The sequence below is a fragment of the Actibacterium lipolyticum genome (assembly GCF_900184935.1).
GTDB lineage: Bacteria > Pseudomonadota > Alphaproteobacteria > Rhodobacterales > Rhodobacteraceae > Actibacterium_A > Actibacterium_A lipolyticum.
This window is the reverse complement of the sequence record NZ_FXYE01000002.1, coordinates 1,141,170-1,162,351: the sequence shown is the minus strand read 5'-3', so window position 1 is coordinate 1,162,351 and position 21,182 is coordinate 1,141,170. Positions and strand designations below refer to the sequence as shown.

Below are 21,182 nucleotides of genomic sequence, written 5' to 3'. Positions count from 1 at the left end.
ACGGAGAGCACCAAATGACACGTCAATCCTATGTACTACCTGAAAAAAACCTTGTGGTCTTCTGGACGCCAAAAGCGGCTTGCACCACGATTTCAACGGCAATCTGTGCGAAACTACTGAATTTGCCACAGGAAGAGTTCAGCAGCGAAACCGGCGGTATGCGGGGATGGTTGCGCCGGAGCGATTATTGGAAGTCTGGCGCTGATGCGCTGAAGCTGACCAAAGAGCACGGTTATCATACGATCGGGCTGATCCGTGAACCCTATGATCGCTTGATTAGCGCCTACCTGAACAAATTCGTTCGAAACAAATCCCGGGATTTGGATACTCTGGAAACGTTGGAGCCGTTCGCCCGCGTCTTCTATCAGAATGTGATACTGCCGCGAAAAGGCCATACAGCAGAGTCGCAAGTGCCTTACGAAGGGCTGACGTTCACTGAATTTGTTAACGCGGTTTGCGAGCGTATCGAAGCGCGCGGTGCGAACGAGCCGCGCCTTGATCATCACTGGAACACACAAATCCCGTTCTCTTTCAAGGATGCCGGTTTCAAATTCGACGAGCTGTACACTCTCAAATCGGCGGATGCGTTTTTTGAACGGTTTGGCGAATTGACCGACTCTGACATCAAGAACAACAAGCTCAATGCGACGCACTACCAAGAAGCGTCCAACGAAAACTTGTGTGATGTAGGCAGCCTGGAGCTGATCAAGCTCCCGTCTTACTCGAAGAAGCAGTTCCGGTCTCCTGAACTGGAAAGCATGGTTAAGAAAGCTTTCGAGATCGATTATTCGTACCTCGCCGACGCCAAGTGATAACTAGTAGCTGAGATTAAAACATGGACCTGAATCCCGAACCGAACGAGACCGCAGACTATTACGAAGTCTACAATGCGGGCAGTGACACGACCCTTGTTGCTTTCGGGGGGCTTGGCCACGCTATCGGCCAGCCCATGTTTGAATTTCGCAAAACACTGCAGCCGCTGAACGTTAACCTCGTATTTTTTCGCGATGTGACGCGGGGGTGGTATCACCACCCGGTCGACGGCTTCGGAGATACATTTGCGGACAAGGCAAAGCGCATCGAAGAAATCATCGGCGGATTAGGGTCCAAGAAGGTTTTGTTTTTGGGCAGTTCCGCGGGCGGCTTCGCTGCGCTTATGTTCGCTGGGCTGGTGCGCGGGGTAGACGATTGTTTGCTGTTTGGTCCACAGGTCTTCATTGACCCTAAGACCCGCAACCTGTTGGGCGACAAGCGTTGGCCCAAACTTACAAACGCGATCACAGCAGAGAAATATATGAACGTCTGGGACGTCGTAGAAACGCTTCCAGAACGGATCAGAATTATCGCCGGTACGTCATGCGCCCCTGACATGACACACGCGCTGTATGCGGGGATGGCTGCAAAAGTTGACGTGCACGTTTTGACACGAGCAGGCCACAACCCGGCTAAAGAGATGCGATCGGGCGGTATCCTTGGTGACGTGCTGGCTGAGTTCCGGGACGGCGAAACGCTTCGCGACCGTGAAAATGTTCGGATCGCGAAGCGGATGGCCGCGCTGAAGAAACTCTAAGTCTCAGCGCTCTTTGTGAAATGCTCAACGAGGTCTGCTAGCGACGAGGCGAACAAGCAGGGCATGTCAAGGATATGGGTGTTGCCCATATCCGGGTATTTGGCCCAAGTCGGCTGAAGGTCGCCGGGCATCAGGTCATCACGCATCGCGATAACGGCTTCGTTGGACTCTCTGAACTTGGCTTGAATGCGTCGGGCATCGCTTTGGCTCAGCTTCAACGTCATTTCGCACGGCAACTGATCCAGAACCTGATAGGGGATGCGTTGCCCTTTGCCGCTGGAAATGAGCGCGTTCACCATTGCCATGACGCGGACATCCAGTGCTTCGTTGATCCGTTCCATTTTGCCCAGCGGCGAAATGTCGAGCCCGAGGTCGCCGAACAGCTTCCCCGCGAAATCCGGTGTTCTGGAAAAGGGGACGCATACAACGTTTTGATCGCCGAACGCACCTGCCCACGCCTGAACCAAATCTTTGTAGTTGTAGTAAAGATTGTCAGCGCGGGCTTGGTCGAAGAATTTCAGGGTTACCGCCCCACCAACACGTGTCTGTGTGGATGCGAGCGAGATGAGCACATCGACCTGTGGCCGCAGGTGAACATAGACAACGATTTCGTCGAAGAACTCAGACAAGAAATCGCGAATACGCTCAATCTCGTCACTTGTTTTGATCCGTGAATGCAGGTGTTCGCTGGAGATAACACAAACGCTGGCGTTCTTATTCGCGTTCAGTTCGTCCGCAAATTTCTGCTTTAGGGTGCTTCGGAAATTTTCGTGTATTTCAGGCGTGTCGATTTTCAGACCGCGCCCAGCTTCGTCCAGGTTGTCGAAATTCTGTCCGTAAACCGCGATCAGGCGGTGTGCGACACCCCCGAGGCTTTCTGGATAGAATCCGCCAAGCGAGGCGAAACCTTCGCGATTTTTAGACAAGTGGCCCTGAAACGAGGTGGTCCCTGTTTTTTCGGTGCCGATATGCAAAATACACTTCATTAATCGCCTGCACTTACCTTGTACGGTTTCGCCAAACACCAACGGAATGGTCTCGTTATCGTAAGAACTTTTATAAGTTTTAGGGGGTAGTCCGCAACGTCTGAATTTTTAAAACAGCCCAGAGTTTACTTAGCGTAAAGCGTTGCTTGCCCAGCGTGTGTGCGATGGTGCCCAATTATCTTTGGCTGGGTATTCAGGATCTACCTTGCAGAGCAGAGTTTGTGTTGAGGATTAGGCGCCGGTTACAACGCCACAAAGAAATGCCGAGGGCGATCAATATGACCTCCCCCGGCGAAAATGTTTTGGAATAAAAAGTAATTTTCGATTTGCCCTATAGAAGGGAAGGCGACGACCAACAAACCGTACCATTAACCGGTGCTTACAAAGTCCCTACAACTTAAAGGTACAAAGGATCGCGGTTTTCAGTGTCGCTCAGCCGACATTGCGCGCATTTCTTCGCAAGAATTTGGAGATGCCTGCTTAAGCGTCAGAAAATGTTAGATAATTTCTGCGGTCGCGGAGTCGCCGTTTTTGTCTTCTAGGTTGGCCAGCCACGTCTGAAGCGCGTCGCGATCCAACACTTCGATCACACCCTTTTGCAGGGCGATAAGATTTGCATCCCGCAACACGCCCAATTCACGGTTCACGGTCTGACGCGAGCAGCCGACAACATTGGCAAGGTAGGACTGGCTGATCGTGATCTTGGTGGCGCGGCCGGACATCGACAAAAGATAGCTGCAAAGGCTCTGTTCGACCGAGTAAAACTGATCAACGGCTTTGGAGTTGTTGTCGCGTACCATCACCTCGTGCAGGCTGCGTGCGATCCCTTTGATAAAGCCGGGGGCGGTCATTAGTTCAGACAAATAGCCGGGCGGAAGCAGCAGCACGGTCGTATTTTCAAACGCATAGCAACTGGCCGCGCAGGGTTTTTCGGCAATCAGTTCGATCTCCCCCAGGGTTTCGCCGGGGCCTGCGTGGTAGACGATGACCTTATGGCCGTCTTGGCTGACATAGCTGACTTCGACCAGACCGTGGGCGATCAGCATTAGAAATTCGGCGGGCTCTCCTTGGGTGAACACTTCTGTGCGTCGTTCAAACACCCGCAATTTGCAGGCGTTCAAAAACGCGATGCGCTCCTCCTCCGGTAAATCGCGAAGCAGATCTGTGCGCAGAAGTTGTGGAAACCGCCTGCTATTCTCCATTGGCGTTTGCGTGCCTTCCCATTTTGCATCAACACCGCCTGTATCTTTGCAAAACGCGCGGCGATGGCGCAACAGTGAACCGTGTTTGAAGTGCGTGTCTTGTTCCTGTGTGGCGCAGGCTCTACATCCACCCCATGAAACTTTGGTTGCCCTTTGTAAAATCTGCCCCAACAGTCGCCGTTGTGCGGCTTGCGGGAACTATTGCCGCTGCAAGTCGCGGAAGCGCTGCGTTGAACGATGCGGGGCTTGCCCCGATGTTAGAACGCGCGTTTCGTCGAAAGAAGCCGGCGGCCGTGGCATTGGTGATCAATTCGCCCGGTGGTTCCCCCGCGCAAAGCTCTTTGATATCGGCCCGCATTCGGCGTCTGGCAGAAGAGCACGAAATTCCGGTTTACGCCTTCGTCGAAGATGTGGCCGCGTCTGGTGGATACTATCTTGCCAGTGCGGCGGATGAAATCTGGGTCGACCAGCATTCCATCGTCGGTTCGATCGGCGTGATTTCCGCCGGGTTCGGGTTTCAAGACCTGATCGCCCGCCATGGCGTAGAGCGTCGTGTTTACACGGCGGGAAAATCGAAAAGCATGCTGGACCCGTTCCAGCAAGAAAAACCAGAAGACATCGCACGACTAAAGGCCCTTCAGGAACAAATCCACGAAGGGTTCATCGACCACGTAAAGGCACGCCGCGGTGCGCGTCTTGCGGACGATGATGATTTGTTTACAGGCGAAGTCTGGGTCGGTGCAAAGGCGACAGAGGTTGGGTTGGCCGACGGCGTTGGCCACCTTGTGCCCAAGATGAAAGAGCGGTTCGGCGACAAGGTTCGTTTTGTTCCTTATGGCATGCGGAGATCCCTGTTTCAGCGGATTGGTTCGCAGGTTTTTGGCGGCCTCACCGCAGAACTAGAGGAACGGGCCCTGTGGGCGCGATACGGGCTGTGACGTGATAATAAAGATTGTCACCCTATTCCTGATCGGGATGCTGGTTCTTGCGATGTTTGGGCGGTTACAGCTGCCCGGCGCGGACAAGATCGGGTCTCTTTCCAAACCTAAAAAGTGCCCGAAGTGTGGGCGGTACAAGCTTGGCAAGGGCCCGTGCCCGTGTCGCAAGGGATGACTATTACATGACTGCTGATCTGCTCTATGCGCTTCTTGGGCTGATAATTTTGCTGTTGGCTGGTGACTCGTTGGTAAAAGGCGCAGTGAACCTGAGCCTTCGTATGGGCATCCCTGCGTTGATCGTTAGCCTGACGATCGTCGCATTCGGGACGTCAGCACCAGAGCTTTTGATCGCGATTAAGGCGGTTCTGGATAACGCGCCGGGTATCGCGCTGGGCAATGTGGTGGGGTCGAACACCGCTAACGTGCTGTTGGTGCTTGGGGTGCCTGCGATCATCTCGGGCTTGAAAACGGACGAGTGTGACACGCGCCGAAACTACATCTTTATGTTGCTGGCGACGATCCTGTTCATCGTTATCTGTTTCTTGGGGCCGATCACTTGGGTTCATGGGTTGGTGTTGCTTGCGGCGTTGGCCTTCGTTTTGGGCGATGCGTTGCGGTCTGCGCGTCAGCATCGGCGCGATGTACAGAATGGTGCAGACGTTGAAGACGATGAAGAAGAAGACCTAGAGGGCGTTGACCCAACCTTGCCCGGTTGGAAAATCGCGTTGTTCTTGGTTCTGGGCTTGGTTGGCCTGCCACTTGGCGCGGATCTTTTGGTCGACAGCTCCATCAACATCGCCACGGTACTTGGCGTCAGTGAAACCGTGATTGGTTTGACGCTTGTCGCGGTCGGCACCTCGCTTCCTGAACTTGCCACAACTGTGATGGCCGCGATGCGTAAACAGGCCGATGTCGCGCTGGGCAATGTGATTGGGTCGAACATGTTCAACCTTCTGGCGATCATTGGTGTGACCGGCCTTGTTGGCGCGTTGCCTATTCCGCCTCAGATGTTGCGGTTTGATCTGTGGGTCATGCTGGCGTCGTCGCTGGTGCTAGTTCCCTTCGTGTTCAGGGGCTGGAACATGACATGGAAGTGGGGGATTGCCTTGACGGGGCTTTACGGAGCCTATGTTCTGTCAGTGTTGATCTGACGGGGGCACCTTATGGAAAAGCAACGGGCGCTTGTAACCGGGGCCGGGAAACGGCTGGGACGTGCGATGGCGCTGACGTTGGCGCGCAAAGGTTACGATGTGGCCGTGCACTATGCCTCTTCCGCTCAGGCCGCTGAGGAGGTCGTGGCAGAGATTGCCGCGATCGGGCAAACCGCCATCGCGGTTCAGGCCGACCTGTTGCAAGAGGACGACTGCCAGACCCTTGTTGCGCGCGCGACCGACGCACTTGGCGGGCCGTTAAGTGTTCTTGTGAACAACGCCTCGATCTTTGACTACGACAATATCCAAACGGCGACGCGCGAAAGCTGGGACAGGCACTTTGGCTCTAACTTGCGGGCGCCTTTCGTGCTGACCCAAAAGTTTGCCGAACAAGTCTTGCCCGCGCAGACCGATGAAAACGCTGAACCGGTGGCGGCTGCGTTGGTCGTGAACATGATAGATCAGCGCGTTCGAAAGCTGACGCCGGAATTCATGACCTATACGCTGGCGAAGATGGGGCTGTGGGCGTTTACGCAAACGGCGGCTCAGGCGCTGGGCCCGAATATCAGGGTAAACGCAATCGGCCCCGGCCCAACACTGCGCGGTGCGCGCCAATCCGAAGAGCATTTCGCAGCACAGCGTCAGGCCACCATATTGGAGCGCGGCGCCAACGCAGATGACGTAACCGCAGCGTTAGAGTATTTGTTGGCAGCGAAGGCTGTGACGGGGCAATTGATCTGCGTTGACGGTGGTCAGCACCTGTCTTGGCAAACCAAAGATGTGCTAGGGGTGGAGTGACCCGAGGGCAAGTCATGCACAGGCGGCGAAACTTGTGCACTTTTCACAGTTTCGTCACAATTGATTTACAATTTCTACAATGTTTTCAATAATTTGTCCGGCCCAAAAAAAATAACGTTTAAAAACAACAAGTTAATATTGCGCCCAAAAATTAGGCAAACTAACGAAGCAGCAAGAAAACAAGGGAAAAATGCGTTGCCAGAATAGTTACCCGCAGACTTATCCACAGAAGTCGTGGACAGCTTTTCCCTTGCTCCAACGAAACTTACATTGCAGCCAGATGCAGGAATCACAAACGCGGTCGAATGGCGGAAGAAACGCAAAACCAACAAGATAGCGCGACAGGCGACCGGCCCAGCGGGCACGCCTGTGTACAGTCCTATCTTGGCATGCTTGATAACTCGCCTGGTGTTTATCGGATGCTGGATGCGGAAAGCCGTGTGCTTTACGTCGGCAAGGCGCGGAACCTGAAAAAGCGGGTTTCAAACTATGCCAAACCCACCGGCCATTCCCCCCGTATTGCCCGAATGATCCGCGAAACGGCGTCGATGATGTTTCTGACCACAAGGACAGAAACAGAAGCGTTGCTGTTGGAACAGAACCTGATCAAGCAGCTAAAGCCTCGCTATAACGTGCTGCTGCGCGATGACAAAAGTTTCCCGAATATTTTGGTCGCCAAGGATCACGCCTTTCCGCAAATCAAAAAACACCGCGGCGCGAAAAAGGAAAAGGGGAGCTATTACGGCCCCTTCGCCAGTGCGGGCGCGGTGAACCGGACGCTGAACCAGTTGCAGCGGGTATTCCTTTTGCGCAACTGCACGGATTCGACGTTTGAAAGCCGCACGCGGCCCTGTCTGTTGTATCAGATCAAGCGGTGCAGCGCGCCTTGTGTTGGCTACATCTCGGCCGAAGATTACGCCGCCACCGTCGCAGATGCCGAACGGTTTCTTGAAGGGAAAAACACCCGCATTCAGGCAGAGCTTGGCGAACAGATGCAAGAAGCTTCGGAGGCGATGGAGTTTGAACGCGCCGCCGCCCTGCGGGACCGTATTCGCGCGCTGACGCAGGTACAGTCTGCCCAAGGCATCAACCCGCGCGGAGTGGCCGAGGCAGACGTTATCGCCCTTCACATGGAAGGCGGGCAGGCCTGTGTTCAGGTTTTCTTTATTCGCGCCAATCAGAACTGGGGGAACCGCGATTATTACCCGCGCACCGGCACCGATGTTGATGCGGCTGAGGTGTTAGAGGCCTTCCTTGGCCAGTTCTATGACAACAAGGAACCGCCTCGGCTGATCCTGCTGTCCCACGGGATCGAAGATGATGACCTGATGGTACAAGCGCTTAGCGAAAAGGCTGGCCGCAAGGTTGAACTGTCTGTGCCGCAGCGTGGCGAAAAGGCCGAACTGGTTGCCAATGCCGCCCGAAACGCGCGCGAAAGCCTTGCCCGGCGCATGGCGGAAACGGCGACGCAGGGCAAACTGTTGTCTGGTTTGGCAGATGCTTTCGGGCTGGATGGTCCGCCCAAACGGATCGAGGTTTACGACAACTCTCATATCCAAGGTACGAACGCAGTGGGCGGGATGATCGTTTCCGGCCCCGAAGGGTTCATGAAAAGCCAATACCGCAAGTTCAACATCAAGGGCGAAGATCTGACCCCCGGCGATGACTTTGGCATGATGAAAGAGGTGCTGAACCGCCGTTTCAAACGTTTGCTAAAGGAAGACCCTGACCGTCAGGGCGAAACATGGCCCGACCTTCTGTTGATCGATGGTGGGGCGGGGCAAGTCAGCGCCGTGGCTGAAATCATGGCCGAACTGGGCGTCGAAGACATTGCCATGGTGGGTGTGGCCAAGGGCGTCGATCGCGATGCCGGTAAGGAAGAATTCTACCGCCATGGCGAAAACGCTTTTGCGCTGAAACACAACGACCCGGTGCTGTATTTCGTGCAACGCCTGCGGGACGAAGCGCACAGGTTCGCCATTGGTGCCCACCGTCAGAAACGCGCCAAGGCCATCGGGGCAACGCCGTTGGACGATGTGCCCGGCGTTGGTGCAACGCGCAAACGGGCGCTGCTTTCGCATTTCGGCTCTGCCAAAGCCGTCAGCCGGGCGGGGCTGTCTGACCTGAAGGCGGTGGATGGAATTTCCGACAGTATGGCGGAAACCATCTATGGCTACTTCCACGAGAAGGGCTGACTTGTTAAGTCACGTTCTATGACATGGAACATTCCTAATATCCTTACGGTATTCCGGCTGCTTGCTGCGCCCGGCGTTGCCATCGCTTTTCTTTTGTTTCCACATCCTTTTGCTGACTGGGTGGCACTGTGCCTGTTTGTCGGCGCGTCGGTGACCGATTGGTTTGACGGTTATCTGGCCCGCAAATGGAACCAGCAAAGCCGCTTTGGCGCCATGTTGGACCCGATTGCCGACAAGGTGATGGTGGCCATCGCGCTTTTGGTCATCACGGGTCTCTATGGGATGAGCTTTGCCGTGATGCTGCCCGCCGCGCTGATCCTGTTCCGCGAAGTGTTCGTTTCCGGCCTGCGCGAATTTTTGGGCAATCAGGCGGGGCTGCTGCAAGTCACCAAACTGGCAAAGTGGAAAACCACGACCCAGATGGTCGCGATTGCAGTGCTTTTGTCGCAGGGGATTTTTGAACATTACGTCGGTATGCTGAGCTTCGGAATGGACGCCGCGATGGTGGATGACGTTCTGGCCGGGCGTCAGGAAGACGTGCACGGCCTGATCTGGAAACACAGCGCGATGGTGGCCACATTATATGCGGGCGTTGGTTTGCTGTGGATCGCGGCGGTGCTGACGCTGATTACGGGGTGGGACTACTTTGCCAAATCCCTACCGTATCTGCGCGAAGGGGATGACGAATGATCGACGTTTTATATTTCGCTTGGGTGCGTGAACGTATTGGCCTTCCGAAAGAGCAGGTCGAAACCAATGCCACGACCGTCGGCGAACTTGTTGAAGAGCTGAAAGCCCGCGAAGAACGGTACGAGGCTGCCTTTGCCGATCTGTCTGCCCTGCGTGTTGCCGTCGATCAGGATCTGACGGACTTTGACGCGCCGCTGGCAGGTGTGCGCGAGGTTGCGTTCTTTCCCCCAATGACGGGCGGCTGACATGACAGTGCGCGTGCAAGAGGCGCCCTTTGATCTGGGCGCAGAAACCAACGCATTCGCTACCGGGCGCTCGGACGCGGGCGCTGTTGTTACTTTTACCGGGATCGTGCGCGACCTTGCGCGCGGTGATCTGGATCGGATGGTGATCGAACATTATCCCGGCATGACCGAACGTGCCTTGGAAAAGATCGAGGCTGACGCCCGCGCCCGTTGGGATTTGCGCGACTGCCTGATCATCCACCGCTATGGCGCGATGGGGCCGGGGGATATGATCATGATGGTTGCCACCGCATCACCCCACCGGGCCGACGCGTTTCAGGCAGCGGAATTCCTGATGGACTACCTGAAATCCCGCGCGCCGTTCTGGAAGAAAGAGATTACTTCAGACGGGGCCGAATGGGTCGCCAGCAAGGCCGAGGACGAAGACGCCCTAGGCCGCTGGTAACTTAGCCTGCGTTTTGGCGTTCGACGTAAGCACGCAGCTCTTCCGCCTCTTGGCGGGCTTCACGCAGACCATCCATCGCCGCGCGAAGCTCTGCTTCTGTCTGGCTAAGCTGGTTTGTTAGGTCAGCCTCGCGTTGCTGCATATAGGTGACCGCCTGATCACGCGCCTCTTCGGCATCGTGCAGTTCTTGCGCCATCTTATCCAGCTCGCCCATTTCGGATTGGGTTACGCGCGATACGCGATGTACCAGCCATGCGGCGAACCACCCCAAAAGGAACGCAACGAACAGGGTGATGGCAGTTGCCACGATAAGTTCAGTTCTGTCCATCGGTCGCTTCCGTCTCTGTTGTCGGCTCTGGGTTGGCCGGGGTTTCTTGGGGTTCGCCAGTGTCGTCTTCTGCTGCGTCGGCTTCGGCGGGTTCTTCCGCCTCGGGCACGATCAGCGTGAATTCAATCCGACGGTTGGCTTCGCGCCCATCGTTGGTGTCATTTGTGGCGATTGGAACCGCTTCGCCGTACCCTTTGGCGGTCATTCCGGCCGTCAGCACACGCCGTGAAATAAGCGCGGTCAAAACAGCATCCGCACGTTGTTGGCTAAGCTGTTGGTTCATTTCTTCGCGACCCTGACTATCGGTATGGCCCCCGATCTCTAGCTCTAGGTTCGGGCATTCTTTGATCGTGTCAGCGATGCGGTCAATGACCTTAAGAGAGTTCCCTTCGACGGTGACAGACCCAGGCGCGAACGTGATTTTCTGATCCGCCAGAATGGCGTTGATCCGGTCCACGCATTGCTGTGGCGACGGTAGCGCGGCAACTGGGTCAAGCGCTTCTTCATAGCGGACTTGGATGTTGAAATCCTGCGCTTCGCCCAGCTTTTCACCGAACAACTTTGCGATGCGTGCGTTTGCCTCGCTGTTGCCGGTGACGCCGCTAAGTTCGATAAATTCGGCCTGCACGATGGCACTGCCGCTGTTCAGTTCTGACAGGGCTTCCAGCGCGGTCAGAACACGGATGGGCCAACCATCCGGCAGCTCTTCGTCAAGCTTCATCGCGGCGTAGACGTCGTTCAGCCCAAATCGCGAACGGGCATAGCTTTCTGTGGCGGATCGGACCAGTTCGTCGGTGACGCGCCCCCGCAGTTGCACTTTCCCTTCGGGGCTTAGTGTGGCGACGAATTCGGGCGGGCCGTCACCTTCGCCGGTGCCGTCAATCTTGACCGGTTCGGGCAGGATTGAGTGAAGCGAGAAGACCTCGGGCAGGTCCGACTCTAGCTCGCCTGTGACTTTGTCGAACAACGCCTGTCGTGTGGTGTCTTGGGCAACAATCGTCACGTCGGCATCCGAAAACGTAAGTTCGCCACCGCCAAGTTCGGTCAGCGCCTTGATGCCGGTTTCAACTGCTTTCGCCCACTGAGGCGTCGGAACACCAAGGCCGATCGTGCATTTGGCCTTGCCGTCCAGCCCAGCCGCGCGTGCGGCGACAAGAATACGTTCGCTGGCCTTTTCGGTGTCGGCAGAACAGGCATCAAACCGGGTGCCGTCTGCATCAATCACCATACGAAGGGTGAAAGGCGTGATGACAGGGCGCGGCGCGGAAATTTCGATGCTGGCTGGCAAACCGTCAGGCAGTTTTCTTGCGAGGTCGGATTCAAGTTTGCGTTTCTGAGACGAACTGTCGGAAATCGCGGTCACGGAAACGCCGTCCGCCGCGATAGAGATCTTAGAGCGCGGCAGAACCGCCAACGCCTCTAACCCGAATTCAAGGGCCTGATCCCAGCCAGCCGGGATGGCGTAGTCGGCGACGTCCAACATGTCAGTCACGTTCGCGCCTTCTGCGGCGGTTTCGACTGCGGTGGCGATGTCTTCGCGTGATGTCGCGGCGGGGATAAGCCCGATCATCGAAACGCCGTCATCATTGCGCAAAAGCTCTAGGGAAAAGCGCGGCGCCTGTAACGGTTTGGCGGGCGTCACATCCATTAGGTCGATCACGCGTGACGCATCGATGATGGTGCCCGCGATCGAAAGCGCACGAAATCTCAGCGCTTCGGTCTCGGCCGTGCCACGCAGGCGAATCTGAAGGCCGCTGGCCTCCACGCCGACCCATGTGATTTCTTCCTCTGCCAAGGCACGGCGGATTTCTGTGCTGGCACGCTCTTCGATGAAATTGGCAGCGAAGACTGCGCTGAATGCGGCAAGGCCGCCGGCCAGAAGGATTGCCACGACAGCAATCAAGTTAGGTGCAGTGCGCATATGCTTTTGTTCGCTCCACTACTTTTTGCGACGGGTTATCATTAAGGGCGCAAGCGGCGCGGTGCAATCACACCAAAATCGCGATGGCGAGAAATAGCGCAGGGATAAGCCCGGTATCACGATTGGCGCGGAACAGTTTCAGGCATGTTTCTGGGTTACCAGCGTCAAGGCGGGCCAACTGCCAGCTCATGTGCCAGCCAAACGCCCAGACGCCCGCCAGTGCGATAACCATTTCCAGAACCGTATTTGTGCCAATCATCGCCATGACAACGCCCGAGGTCATCAGAATGACGCTGCCCATCATGAACAGGCGCAGGATGTTGGGCGTGTCGTCGCCGAACAACAGGGCGGTCGATTTTACGCCGATAAGCGCGTCATCTTCTTTGTCCTGATGGGCATAGATGGTGTCGTAAAACACGGTCCACGCGATCCCGGAAAGGTACAAAAACACCGCTGGCAGTGCCAGCGACCCTGTGTGCGCCGTCCACGCCAGCAATGCGCCCCAGTTGAACGCCAGACCCAGAAATATTTGCGGCCAATAGGTAAACCGCTTTGCGAACGGATAGATCGCGACCAACGCAAGCGAGGCGATGCCAAGAAGCACAGTCGGCCAGTTGAAGGTCAGCAAAATTGCAAAGGCGACAGCGGCTTGAATGCCCATCCAGATCGCGGCCTGTTTTGTCGTAACCTGTCCTGACGGGATCGGGCGCGATTGGGTGCGCGCGACTTTGCCGTCGATGTCACGGTCGGTGATGTCGTTCCATGTACAGCCCGCGCCGCGCATCAGCCACGCGCCCAAGCTGCATCCGATGATGATCCACAGGTCAAACCACCGCCAAGCGGTCGACGCAGCCGCCAGCAAAACGCCCCACCAGCAGGGCAGCAGCAACAGCCATGTTCCGATTGGCCGGTCAGCGCGCGAAAGGCGCAGATAGGGGCGGCTCCATTCTGGGGCCAGCTCATCCACCCAGTTTCCTTTTACGGCGTCAGAAACTTGGCCTTCGGCCTCTGGCGTTTCGCCTGTCCCGGTCATATCGTCTGTCCCTATGAATACACGAAATACTGCAAAGATACGGCTCTATGTAGAGCACCCTGTTGGGCAGGGGCAAACCATTCTTCTGGACCGGGATCAGGCGCATTACCTTTTTGGTGTGATGCGGTTGACTGTCGGTGCTGAAATCTTGGTGTTTGATGGCCAGAATGGCGAATGGTTGGCCGAGGTGGTTGAGGCTGGCAAACGGGGCGGGGCGCTTGAATGCAAGGCGCAGACCAAGCCGCTGCAACTGCCGCCCGACCTGTGGTTGCTGTTCGCGCCGATCAAAAAGGCCCGCACCGATTTCATCGTCGAAAAAGCGGCAGAGATGGGGGCCGCGCGGATTTGCCCCGTGCAGACAGATTTCACCAATTCCGAACGCATCCGCCGCGACCGGCTTCAGGCCCACGCGGTTGAGGCCGCCGAACAATGCGGCGGCACCTATGTGCCCGAGGTGGCGGAACTGGCAAAGCTGGACCGCATCTTGGCGGACTGGCCCGAAGATCGGCAGCTGATGTTCTGCGACGAGTCACTGGTGGGGGCCCGTGCTGCGTTATCGGCGGAAAAAGCGGATAAATGGGCGATCCTGATCGGACCAGAAGGCGGCTTTTCCGAAGCAGAACGCAAACGCTTGCACGCAATGCCGCAAGCCACGGCTGTCAGCCTTGGCCCCCGCATCCTGCGCGCCGATACAGCCGCAGTTGCCGCCATGACCCTGTGGCAAAGCACACTGGGGGATTGGGGATGAGCCTAATCCGCCCCGAAATCACCGCCGGCCTTGCCCGTTGGCGCGAGGTGCTTGTTGGCGCCGGGGTGGCGATGCTGGGCCTGTGGGTGTTCACCTTTGGCGGCTTGTTCTTTCAGGGGCTTGGCGTGCTGATCGCATTGCTGGGCGCGGCCATGGGTTTTGTTGCCTTCCGCCGGATGCAGTTTCACCGTGATGGTGACGCGCCCGGCGTGGTTGAGGTCACAGAGGGGCAGATCACCTATCTTGCCGCGCAATCCGGCGGCTTTGCCGCACGCAGCGAGATTACGCAGATTGACCTGACGTTTTCCCCAGCTGGCCGTGCGCAGTGGCGGATTCGTCAGATCGGGGCCGATCCGTTGACGATTCCGGTTTCGGCCAGCGGTGCGGATGCGCTTTTTGATGCGTTCGTGGCCCTGCCGGGTGTCGAACCATCGCGCCTTTTGGCTGCATTGAACCGAAGCGCGGCGCAAGGCACAACGACTGTGTGGCGGCGCACGGCTCTCACGGCCTTGACTTGACGGTCGCAAGGTCGCACGTCTTATCGTCACGATAGCGCGAACAAATCGGAGCCCAACTCATGTCTATTCCTCAGTCCGGCGGTGGGCCGATTGAACGCCATGAACAACTTGCCGAATATCTGGCGGATGGATGTAAGCCCAAAGAAGATTGGCGCATCGGGACCGAGCATGAAAAGTTCGGCTATTGCAAAGATACGCTGAACCCCATCCCCTATGAAGGGGAACGGTCGGTATTGGCCGTGCTTGAAGGTCTGCGCGACAGTTATGGTTGGCAGCCGATCACCGAAGGCGAATACCTGATCGGGCTTCAAAAAGACGGCGCCAACGTCAGCCTTGAACCCGGCGGCCAGCTGGAACTGTCCGGCGCGCCATTGGAAACCATCCATGAAACCTGCGACGAGGTGAACACCCACCTGCGGGAAGTGAAAGACATCGCCGACAAGGTTGGCGTTGGCTTCATCGGCTTGGGGGCCGCGCCGATCTGGACGCATGACCAGATGCCGATGATGCCCAAGGGCCGCTATAAGCTGATGAACGAATATATGGACCGTGTCGGGACCATGGGTAAAACCATGATGTACCGGACCTGCACGGTTCAGGTGAACCTAGACTTCGCGACCGAAGCTGACATGGTTCAGAAGATGCGCGTTGCGCTGGCGTTACAGCCGGTGGCGACGGCGCTGTTCGCGAACTCTCCGTTTATTGATGGCAAACCGAACGGTCACAAAAGCTGGCGCAGCCGCGTGTGGCGCGACCTTGATCCGGCGCGTACCGGCATGCTGCCCTTCGTCTTCGAAGATGGGTTCGGGTTCGAAGCGTGGGTGCAATACGCTTTGGATGTGCCGATGTATTTCGTCTATCGCGACGGGAAATACATTGATGCGCTGGGCCAGTCTTTCCGCGACTTCATGAAGGGTGAACTGCCCGCATTGCCCGGCGAAACGCCAACGCTTTCGGATTGGGCCGATCATCTGACGACGATCTTCCCAGAGGCGCGGGTCAAGAAGTTCATCGAAATGCGCGGTGCGGACGGTGGCCCGTGGCGGCGTCTGTGCGCGCTGCCTGCGCTGTGGGTCGGGCTGACCTATGATCAAACCGCGCTGGATGCTGCTTGGGATCTGGCCAAAGGCTGGGATGCTGAAACGCGCGAGGCTCTGCGCGTTGGCGCATCCGAACAGGCGTTGGATGCACAGGTTGGCAACATCAACATGCGCGACCTTGCGCGGCAGGTTTTGGATATCGCCCGCGAGGGTCTGAAAGCCCGCGCCAAACCCGGTGCCGGCGGCATGATCCCGGATGAACGCCACTTCCTTCATGCGCTGGAAGACAGCGTCGAAGATGGCCGCGTTCCGGCGGATGAGCTGTTGCAGCGGTATCATGGCGGATGGGATGGCGATATCAGCAGGATATATGCGGAATATTGCTACTGACATAAAATGGGCGCGCCGGGTGGCGCGCCCATTTCGGTTTATGCGGCTTCGATTGCCGGTTCAGGTTGCGGTGCAGGTGGGTTTGCCTGAAGCGCAGCCCGCGCCACGATTTCACGCAAAGTCGTTGCCGCACTGCTGAAACCCATCCCAAGTGCGATACAGGCCACGCCAAGCGCGACGAACAGGCCGGCGTCTGGCAGGTTTTTCAGCGCTGGCATGATCGCGGCGATCAAAACACAGCCCCCAAACCCGATGGCCAGATATCCGCTGGTGATCGAAATCGCCCCGGCCTTAGCCGCGCGGCCCGTGTTCGGACAATCCCCAAGCGCCGCGCCGATTTTCATGATCATGGTCGCAAGGCCAATCAACACCAGCAAGCAAAGTGCGAAGTACAGGGTATAGGCAACAATCATATCAGTTCTCCTTGTTGCATTGGGGTTTTGTAAAAGTCGCGCTGCAGTCGGGCGTAGAGGTGGATGAACGCCAAGGCCCAAAGTGGCGCAAAGAGCATTCCGAACACGAATAGGAAGATCGCGAGCCCTTCATTTGCATAGCCGTCAGTCAGCTCTGCCCAGATGAGGAATAAGAGGGGCGTTGCCAGGTTCCCAAGGAAACCCCATCCGGCGAAGACGCTTTTGTCGCTCTCTCCCCGTCTGACCAGCCACCACAAGATCGGCGTGCCAATCAAAAGATAGAAGGGAAAGCCATATGGCAGGGCGAAGATCGGGATGATCAAAATACACCCAAGGACGGCCACGAAAAACGGTGCGCCAAACAGGCTGAGGGTGAACGCCATGGGGTCGACGAGGTAACGATCGTTGCTTTGTGTTGTTGCAGTTATTTCTGTCATTTCAGAAACTCCAGCCTAAAATTTTTAGTCAGATTTGGGTAGGAACCGTGCGATCCGTCCGCCAAGCTTGATCAGTGACATCTGAACCGGCCGTGAGAGACGCGAGATGTCTTGGTACCACTTGTCGAACATTTCCATCGTGTCGAGCGTTTCGGCCATGCGCGCTTTGATCTTGGCGGGCGTGGCGTCGGTCTCGGCGTCTTTGGCGACCTCGCGCAGGGCTTCGATGGTGGGCAGGAACTCGCGCTCCCTCCGGCCTTCGACGACGACTGTCACCAGATCAAACATATCCCGAACCGAGGTGAAGTGATCGCGCCGGTCGCCCAACTGTCGGCTGGCTTTAACCAGCTTCCAGCCTTGCAATTCTTTCAGCGCCGTGGACACGTTCGACCGGGCAAGGTTCAGCGTTTCGCTGATGTCTTCTGCCGTCATCGGTTCGGGCGCGATGTGAAGCAGGGCGTGGATCTGGGCCACCGAACGGTTCACACCCCATTTCGTGCCCATTTCCCCCCAGTGAAGGATAAAGTTTTGCATGGCAGGGGTGAGGTTCATTTTTCGACTCGCTTCAAATTTCTGTAATGACAGAAATAACAGATAAGTCTGTGTTGTAAAGAATTATCGCAACGCGCAAGAAAAAGCCCGGTCAAAGCCGGGCTTGTTTCACTTTTTGCCGATCTTGGGTTCGGTCCCGGCCTTCAGCCGTTTAATGTTGGGCGTGTGCCTGAAATAGATCAGGATCGTAAAGATAATGCCCAGAAAGATAAGCCGCCCTTCGCCAAAGTAGATCATGGAAAGGGGACAGGTCGCTGCCGCCATCAGCGCCGACAGTGAGGAATACCGGCTGATCACCGCAGACAGCAACCACATGGCGCAGGCGGCAAGCCCCACGGGCCAAGCCAATGCAAGCAATGTGCCAAGGAAGGTCGCAACGCCCTTGCCGCCTTTGAAGCCAAGGTAAACCGGGAAGATGTGGCCGACAAACGCCGCCAGCCCGGCCAACTGCGCCGCATCTTCGGCGAAAAAGGCACGGGCGACCAGAACGGCAAAGCCGCCTTTGCCAGCATCCAAGATCAGCGTCAGAAACGCGGCCAGCTTGTTCCCGGTACGCAGCACATTGGTGGCACCGATGTTGCCCGATCCGATCGCACGCAAATCGCCCAGCCCAAATATCCGGGCAATGACAACGCCAAAGGGAACCGCGCCAACCAGATAGGCGACCAAAGCGACAAGCCCAAGCATGGGGGCAGAGGTGATAATCTCGGGCATATTAAAGCTCTCCAAACACTTGTTCGCCGCCGACGAAGGTTGCCAGTACGCGGCCCTGCATCCGGCTGCCGTCAAATGGGGTGTTCTTTGATTTCGACCGCAGCTTGAACCTGTCCATCACAAAGGGTGCATCGGGGTCAAACAGCACCAGATCAGCGGGGGCACCAACGGCCAACCGGCCAGAGTCCAGCCCAAGCCGTTTGGCTGGGTTATAAGACATCGCACGCCACAGCGTGGGCAGGTCGATCACGCCGGAATGATACAGCCGCATCGCGGCGGGCAGCAGCGTTTCCAATGCGACGGCGCCGCTTGCGGCCTCTTCAAACGGGAGGCGCTTGGATTCTTCGTCCTGCGGTGTGTGCATAGAGCTGATGACATCGATCAGCCCACTTGCCACGGCTTCAACCATCGCTGCGCGGTCCTCTTCCGAACGCAGGGGCGGCTTGACCTTAAAGAAGGTGCGGTAATCGCCAACGTCGAATTCGTTCAGGGTCAGGTGGTGGATCGACACGCTGGCGGTGACATCCAGCCCGTTTCTTTTGGCGCGTTCCAGTGCGGGCAGGGCGCGGGCGGTGGTGATCTGGTCGGCGTGGTATTTCACACCGGTCATTTCCACCAATGCCATGTCACGATCCAACGCCATCCGTTCGGCCATGGGCGAAACCGCAGGCAAACCTTTCAGCGAAGCGAACTTGCCGCTTGTTACAGCCGCGCCATTCGATAGGCCGGGGTCTTGTGGGTGGGCGATGACAAGTGCGCCAAGGCTGCGGGCATAGGTCATACAACGTGAATAGACCTTGTTGTCGGTGATCACGTGGTCGCCATCGGTAAAGGCGACGGCGCCAGCATCCAAAAGGAACCCGATTTCGACCATCTCGCGGCCTTCGCGGTTCTTGGTCAGGGTGGCCATGGGTTTGATGCGGACAGGGCAGGCCTCTTTTGCGCGGCGGGTGACGAATTCCAGAACCTCGGGCGTGTCGATGGCGGGCAGCGTGTCTGGGCGCGTTACGATGGTGGTCACACCACCGGCGGCGGCGGCTTGCCCCGCCGAGCCAAAGCTTTCCTTGTGGCGTTCACCGGGTTCGCAGATTTTCACGCCGATATCGACGATGCCGGGGGCAAGGCATTTGCCACCGCAATCTATGACGCGGGCATCGCTGGGCACATCAACTTCGTACCCACCGGCGGCGATACGATCCCCATCAATCAGGATGGAGCCTGCGATCTCTTTACCCTGTTCCGGGTCGATCAACCGTGCATTGGTCAAAAGCGTTTTCACAGCTTGCCCTCCATGGCGCGCAGCAATTGGGGATAGACGATGTCAGCGTCTGCGATATTGCGGAACCCGTTTTTGCGTTCCTTGATCACGAACTTGCCGACCAGTCCGGGGTACGTTGGTTTGTGCCCATAGCGAACATTTTCCGTATCAAAAAAGATAGAACCAGGCGCAGTGCCGTTCCATTCCACCTCTGTCATTGGGGTCAGACGTTTGACCGTAACCTTGGGCCAAGGCAGCAAAGTGCGCGTTAGGGCGCGTTTGTTTGTCAGCGCATAGCGGGTGAGTTGCGGGATCAGCATGCTGGTGCGCGCGATGTAAACGGCACACCATAGGGTCGCGCCGATAGAGCCGATCTTAAGCAGCCGATAGGTGCCCGGGTCGTCTTGGCTAAGCGAGGCTCCGAAGCCCCCTTCGAACAGTTGCGCATCGGCCAGAAAGACAACGGTGAACAGGATGGCAGGCAGGCACATGGTGACCGCTGTCCAGTCCAGCTTGAATTCAAACTCTGGCCGACCGTCCCATAACAGGCGTTCATCTCTGATCAGGTGCTTGCGCCAAAAGCGAATGTCCGGCCCGCGCAGATCCATCAGACCCAGACCTGTTTGGGTTCTGCCCTAAGGTTGCGGGCCAACAGGTCCATCGCGGCCATACGAACGGCGACGCCCATTTCCACCTGTTCCTGAATGACAGAGCGGTTGATGTCATCGGCAATCGTACCGTCAATTTCCACACCGCGGTTCATTGGGCCGGGGTGCATAACGATGGCGTCGTCTTTGGCATAGGCCAGCTTTGCGGCGTCCAGGCCGTAGCGGTGGTAGTATTCGCGCTCCGACGGGATAAAACCGCCGTCCATCCGTTCGCGTTGAAGGCGTAGCATCATCACCACGTCAACGTCTTTCAGACCCTCGGCCATATCGTCGTAAACCTCGACCCCAAATTGGTCGATCTGGCTGGGCATCAGGGTGGGCGGGCCGATCAGGCGGATGCGGTTTTCCATCTTGCCCAACAGCAGAATGTTAGACCGCGCCACGCGGCTGTGCGCAATGTCGCCGCAGATGGCGATGTTCAGCCGGTGCAGTCGCCCTTTGGCACGGCGGATCGTCAGCGCGTCCAGCAACGCTTGTGTCGGGTGTTCGTGACGCCCGTCGCCTGCGTTCAGCACGGCGCAGTTCACCTTTTCCGCCAACAGGTTCACCGCACCCGAATGGGGATGGCGCACAACCAACAGATCAGGGTGCATTGCGTTCAGCGACAGCGCGGTGTCGATCAGGGTTTCGCCCTTTTTGATCGAACTGGCCTGCATCGCCATGTTCATCACATCCGCGCCAAGCCGTTTGCCAGCCAGTTCGAAACTGGCCTGTGTGCGGGTGGAGTTCTCAAAGAACATGTTGATCTGGGTAAGCCCCGACAGCACGTCTGAATGTTTTACCGCCCCCCGGTTCAGGTCAACATATTGATCTGCCAGATCCAGAACTGTGCGAATCTCATCAGGGGCAAGGGGTTCAATCCCAAGGAGGTGTTTCGCGCGGAATGTCATTTGGCCTCCAAGCTGATCCGCCTCGCTTATAGAAAGCGCCGCGTGCGTCGGC

The 21,182-nt window shown here is 57.1% G+C and carries 24 protein-coding genes; 12 read left to right on the top strand and 12 right to left on the bottom strand.

All coding sequences use genetic code 11. The annotated features are described in order from the left end of the window. Positions 1–14 precede the first annotated feature (14 nt). Both COL8621_RS14370 and COL8621_RS14365 read left to right on the top strand, forming a co-directional pair. Positions 15–812, top strand: a complete 798-nt coding sequence (locus tag COL8621_RS14370; protein ID WP_093967999.1) for a sulfotransferase family 2 domain-containing protein — start codon at positions 15–17, stop codon at positions 810–812. A 23-nt stretch (positions 813–835) separates the two neighbouring features. Next, positions 836–1,570 carry an alpha/beta fold hydrolase gene (locus COL8621_RS14365; RefSeq protein WP_093967998.1) on the top strand — a complete coding sequence of 245 codons (735 nt, stop codon included), beginning with the start codon at positions 836–838 and terminating at the stop codon, positions 1,568–1,570. Here the strand turns inward: COL8621_RS14365 and COL8621_RS14360 are convergent. After that, a complete protein-coding gene (locus COL8621_RS14360; protein ID WP_093967997.1) occupies positions 1,567–2,556 on the bottom strand; it encodes a hypothetical protein in 990 nt (329 codons plus the stop codon). The genes COL8621_RS14365 and COL8621_RS14360 overlap by 4 nt on opposite strands. A 497-nt stretch (positions 2,557–3,053) precedes the next feature. Then, positions 3,054–3,677, bottom strand: a complete 624-nt coding sequence (locus COL8621_RS14355) for a Crp/Fnr family transcriptional regulator (RefSeq protein ID WP_176438504.1) — start codon at positions 3,675–3,677, stop codon at positions 3,054–3,056. A gap of 215 nt (positions 3,678–3,892) precedes the next feature. Between COL8621_RS14355 and COL8621_RS14350 the strand changes: the two genes are divergently transcribed. The 7 genes from COL8621_RS14350 (at position 3,893) to COL8621_RS14320 (ending at position 10,220) form a co-directional block, all read left to right on the top strand. Beyond that, positions 3,893–4,696: a S49 family peptidase gene (locus COL8621_RS14350; RefSeq protein ID WP_093967995.1), complete on the top strand. Its 804-nt coding sequence runs from the start codon at positions 3,893–3,895 to the stop codon at positions 4,694–4,696. Positions 4,697–4,878: 182 nt separating this feature from the next. Beyond that, the gene (locus COL8621_RS14345) at positions 4,879–5,847 is read left to right on the top strand and encodes a calcium/sodium antiporter (RefSeq protein ID WP_093967994.1); all 969 of its coding nucleotides are present in this window, start codon (positions 4,879–4,881) and stop codon (positions 5,845–5,847) included. 12 nt (positions 5,848–5,859) lie between these two features. After that, positions 5,860–6,645, top strand: coding sequence for an SDR family oxidoreductase (locus COL8621_RS14340; protein ID WP_093967993.1), 786 nt, complete (start codon positions 5,860–5,862; stop codon positions 6,643–6,645). 305 nt (positions 6,646–6,950) lie between these two features. Next, a complete protein-coding gene (uvrC, locus tag COL8621_RS14335; protein WP_093967992.1) occupies positions 6,951–8,840 on the top strand; it encodes an excinuclease ABC subunit UvrC in 1,890 nt (629 codons plus the stop codon). 18 nt (positions 8,841–8,858) lie between these two features. Further along, on the top strand, positions 8,859–9,530 hold the full coding sequence (gene pgsA / locus COL8621_RS14330; protein ID WP_093967991.1) for a CDP-diacylglycerol--glycerol-3-phosphate 3-phosphatidyltransferase: 672 nt from the start codon (positions 8,859–8,861) through the stop codon (positions 9,528–9,530). Then, positions 9,527–9,775 carry a molybdopterin converting factor subunit 1 gene (moaD, locus tag COL8621_RS14325; protein ID WP_093967990.1) on the top strand — a complete coding sequence of 83 codons (249 nt, stop codon included), beginning with the start codon at positions 9,527–9,529 and terminating at the stop codon, positions 9,773–9,775. The genes pgsA and moaD overlap by 4 nt, the downstream gene beginning before the upstream one ends. A gap of 1 nt (position 9,776) precedes the next feature. Then, a complete protein-coding gene (locus COL8621_RS14320) occupies positions 9,777–10,220 on the top strand; it encodes a molybdenum cofactor biosynthesis protein MoaE (protein ID WP_093967989.1) in 444 nt (147 codons plus the stop codon). 1 nt (position 10,221) lies between these two features. Here the strand turns inward: COL8621_RS14320 and COL8621_RS14315 are convergent, their stop codons facing one another. From COL8621_RS14315 to ubiA, 3 genes are all read right to left on the bottom strand, one after another. Further along, positions 10,222–10,548 carry a hypothetical protein gene (locus COL8621_RS14315; RefSeq protein WP_093967988.1) on the bottom strand — a complete coding sequence of 109 codons (327 nt, stop codon included), beginning with the start codon at positions 10,546–10,548 and terminating at the stop codon, positions 10,222–10,224. Then, the gene (locus COL8621_RS14310; protein WP_093967987.1) at positions 10,535–12,469 is read right to left on the bottom strand and encodes an OmpA family protein; all 1,935 of its coding nucleotides are present in this window, start codon (positions 12,467–12,469) and stop codon (positions 10,535–10,537) included. The genes COL8621_RS14315 and COL8621_RS14310 overlap by 14 nt, the downstream gene beginning before the upstream one ends. Positions 12,470–12,536: 67 nt before the next feature. Beyond that, on the bottom strand, positions 12,537–13,502 hold the full coding sequence (gene ubiA / locus COL8621_RS14305; protein ID WP_093967986.1) for a 4-hydroxybenzoate octaprenyltransferase: 966 nt from the start codon (positions 13,500–13,502) through the stop codon (positions 12,537–12,539). A 13-nt stretch (positions 13,503–13,515) separates the two neighbouring features. Here ubiA and COL8621_RS14300 point away from each other — a divergent pair, with 13 nt between their 5' ends. Genes COL8621_RS14300 through COL8621_RS14290 form a run of 3 tightly spaced genes read left to right on the top strand, consistent with a single transcriptional unit; the run spans position 13,516 to position 16,198 of the window. Next, entirely contained in the window at positions 13,516–14,250 is a 735-nt protein-coding gene (locus tag COL8621_RS14300; RefSeq protein WP_093967985.1) for a 16S rRNA (uracil(1498)-N(3))-methyltransferase, read from the top strand. Next, the gene (locus tag COL8621_RS14295; RefSeq protein ID WP_093967984.1) at positions 14,247–14,768 is read left to right on the top strand and encodes a hypothetical protein; all 522 of its coding nucleotides are present in this window, start codon (positions 14,247–14,249) and stop codon (positions 14,766–14,768) included. Before COL8621_RS14300 ends, COL8621_RS14295 begins: the two co-directional genes overlap by 4 nt. Before the next feature lie 59 nt (positions 14,769–14,827). Beyond that, a complete protein-coding gene (locus COL8621_RS14290; RefSeq protein WP_093967983.1) occupies positions 14,828–16,198 on the top strand; it encodes a glutamate--cysteine ligase in 1,371 nt (456 codons plus the stop codon). Positions 16,199–16,236: 38 nt separating this feature from the next. On the opposite strand, the gene COL8621_RS14285 is transcribed toward COL8621_RS14290, so the two are convergent. The 7 genes from COL8621_RS14285 to COL8621_RS14255 all read right to left on the bottom strand — a co-directional run bounded on the left by COL8621_RS14285 (position 16,237) and on the right by COL8621_RS14255 (position 21,130). Continuing rightward, entirely contained in the window at positions 16,237–16,611 is a 375-nt protein-coding gene (locus COL8621_RS14285) for a hypothetical protein (RefSeq protein WP_093967982.1), read from the bottom strand. Continuing rightward, positions 16,608–17,048, bottom strand: a complete 441-nt coding sequence (locus COL8621_RS14280) for a hypothetical protein (RefSeq protein ID WP_093967981.1) — start codon at positions 17,046–17,048, stop codon at positions 16,608–16,610. The genes COL8621_RS14285 and COL8621_RS14280 overlap by 4 nt, the downstream gene beginning before the upstream one ends. A gap of 24 nt (positions 17,049–17,072) precedes the next feature. Then, a complete protein-coding gene (locus COL8621_RS14275) occupies positions 17,073–17,600 on the bottom strand; it encodes a GbsR/MarR family transcriptional regulator (RefSeq protein WP_093967980.1) in 528 nt (175 codons plus the stop codon). A gap of 108 nt (positions 17,601–17,708) precedes the next feature. Continuing rightward, positions 17,709–18,314 (bottom strand): glycerol-3-phosphate 1-O-acyltransferase PlsY, encoded by a 606-nt coding sequence (plsY, locus tag COL8621_RS14270; RefSeq protein ID WP_093967979.1) that lies wholly within the window; start codon positions 18,312–18,314, stop codon positions 17,709–17,711. Between the two features lies 1 nt (position 18,315). Next, entirely contained in the window at positions 18,316–19,593 is a 1,278-nt protein-coding gene (pyrC, locus tag COL8621_RS14265; RefSeq protein WP_093967978.1) for a dihydroorotase, read from the bottom strand. Next, complete coding sequence (locus COL8621_RS14260; RefSeq protein WP_093967977.1) at positions 19,590–20,180, bottom strand: hypothetical protein; 591 nt, start codon at positions 20,178–20,180, stop codon at positions 19,590–19,592. The genes pyrC and COL8621_RS14260 overlap by 4 nt, the downstream gene beginning before the upstream one ends. After that, positions 20,180–21,130 carry an aspartate carbamoyltransferase catalytic subunit gene (locus COL8621_RS14255; RefSeq protein WP_093967976.1) on the bottom strand — a complete coding sequence of 317 codons (951 nt, stop codon included), beginning with the start codon at positions 21,128–21,130 and terminating at the stop codon, positions 20,180–20,182. The genes COL8621_RS14260 and COL8621_RS14255 overlap by 1 nt, the downstream gene beginning before the upstream one ends. Between the last annotated feature and the right edge of the window lie 52 nt (positions 21,131–21,182).

Coding starts and splice junctions, on each gene's coding strand:
- COL8621_RS14280 (WP_093967981.1), bottom strand. CDS start 17,048: ATGACAGAAATAACTGCAACAACACAAAGCAACGATCGTTACCTCGTC.
- COL8621_RS14345 (WP_093967994.1), top strand. CDS start 4,879: ATGACTGCTGATCTGCTCTATGCGCTTCTTGGGCTGATAATTTTGCTG.
- pgsA (WP_093967991.1), top strand. CDS start 8,859: ATGACATGGAACATTCCTAATATCCTTACGGTATTCCGGCTGCTTGCT.
- COL8621_RS14295 (WP_093967984.1), top strand. CDS start 14,247: ATGAGCCTAATCCGCCCCGAAATCACCGCCGGCCTTGCCCGTTGGCGC.
- COL8621_RS14310 (WP_093967987.1), bottom strand. CDS start 12,469: ATGCGCACTGCACCTAACTTGATTGCTGTCGTGGCAATCCTTCTGGCC.
- COL8621_RS14360 (WP_093967997.1), bottom strand. CDS start 2,556: ATGAAGTGTATTTTGCATATCGGCACCGAAAAAACAGGGACCACCTCG.
- plsY (WP_093967979.1), bottom strand. CDS start 18,314: ATGCCCGAGATTATCACCTCTGCCCCCATGCTTGGGCTTGTCGCTTTG.
- COL8621_RS14315 (WP_093967988.1), bottom strand. CDS start 10,548: ATGGACAGAACTGAACTTATCGTGGCAACTGCCATCACCCTGTTCGTT.
- uvrC (WP_093967992.1), top strand. CDS start 6,951: ATGGCGGAAGAAACGCAAAACCAACAAGATAGCGCGACAGGCGACCGG.
- COL8621_RS14340 (WP_093967993.1), top strand. CDS start 5,860: ATGGAAAAGCAACGGGCGCTTGTAACCGGGGCCGGGAAACGGCTGGGA.
- COL8621_RS14285 (WP_093967982.1), bottom strand. CDS start 16,611: ATGATTGTTGCCTATACCCTGTACTTCGCACTTTGCTTGCTGGTGTTG.
- COL8621_RS14260 (WP_093967977.1), bottom strand. CDS start 20,180: ATGGATCTGCGCGGGCCGGACATTCGCTTTTGGCGCAAGCACCTGATC.
- ubiA (WP_093967986.1), bottom strand. CDS start 13,502: ATGACCGGGACAGGCGAAACGCCAGAGGCCGAAGGCCAAGTTTCTGAC.
- COL8621_RS14300 (WP_093967985.1), top strand. CDS start 13,516: ATGAATACACGAAATACTGCAAAGATACGGCTCTATGTAGAGCACCCT.
- COL8621_RS14255 (WP_093967976.1), bottom strand. CDS start 21,130: ATGACATTCCGCGCGAAACACCTCCTTGGGATTGAACCCCTTGCCCCT.
- COL8621_RS14290 (WP_093967983.1), top strand. CDS start 14,828: ATGTCTATTCCTCAGTCCGGCGGTGGGCCGATTGAACGCCATGAACAA.
- COL8621_RS14365 (WP_093967998.1), top strand. CDS start 836: ATGGACCTGAATCCCGAACCGAACGAGACCGCAGACTATTACGAAGTC.
- COL8621_RS14350 (WP_093967995.1), top strand. CDS start 3,893: ATGAAACTTTGGTTGCCCTTTGTAAAATCTGCCCCAACAGTCGCCGTT.
- COL8621_RS14275 (WP_093967980.1), bottom strand. CDS start 17,600: ATGAACCTCACCCCTGCCATGCAAAACTTTATCCTTCACTGGGGGGAA.
- COL8621_RS14370 (WP_093967999.1), top strand. CDS start 15: ATGACACGTCAATCCTATGTACTACCTGAAAAAAACCTTGTGGTCTTC.
- COL8621_RS14320 (WP_093967989.1), top strand. CDS start 9,777: ATGACAGTGCGCGTGCAAGAGGCGCCCTTTGATCTGGGCGCAGAAACC.
- moaD (WP_093967990.1), top strand. CDS start 9,527: ATGATCGACGTTTTATATTTCGCTTGGGTGCGTGAACGTATTGGCCTT.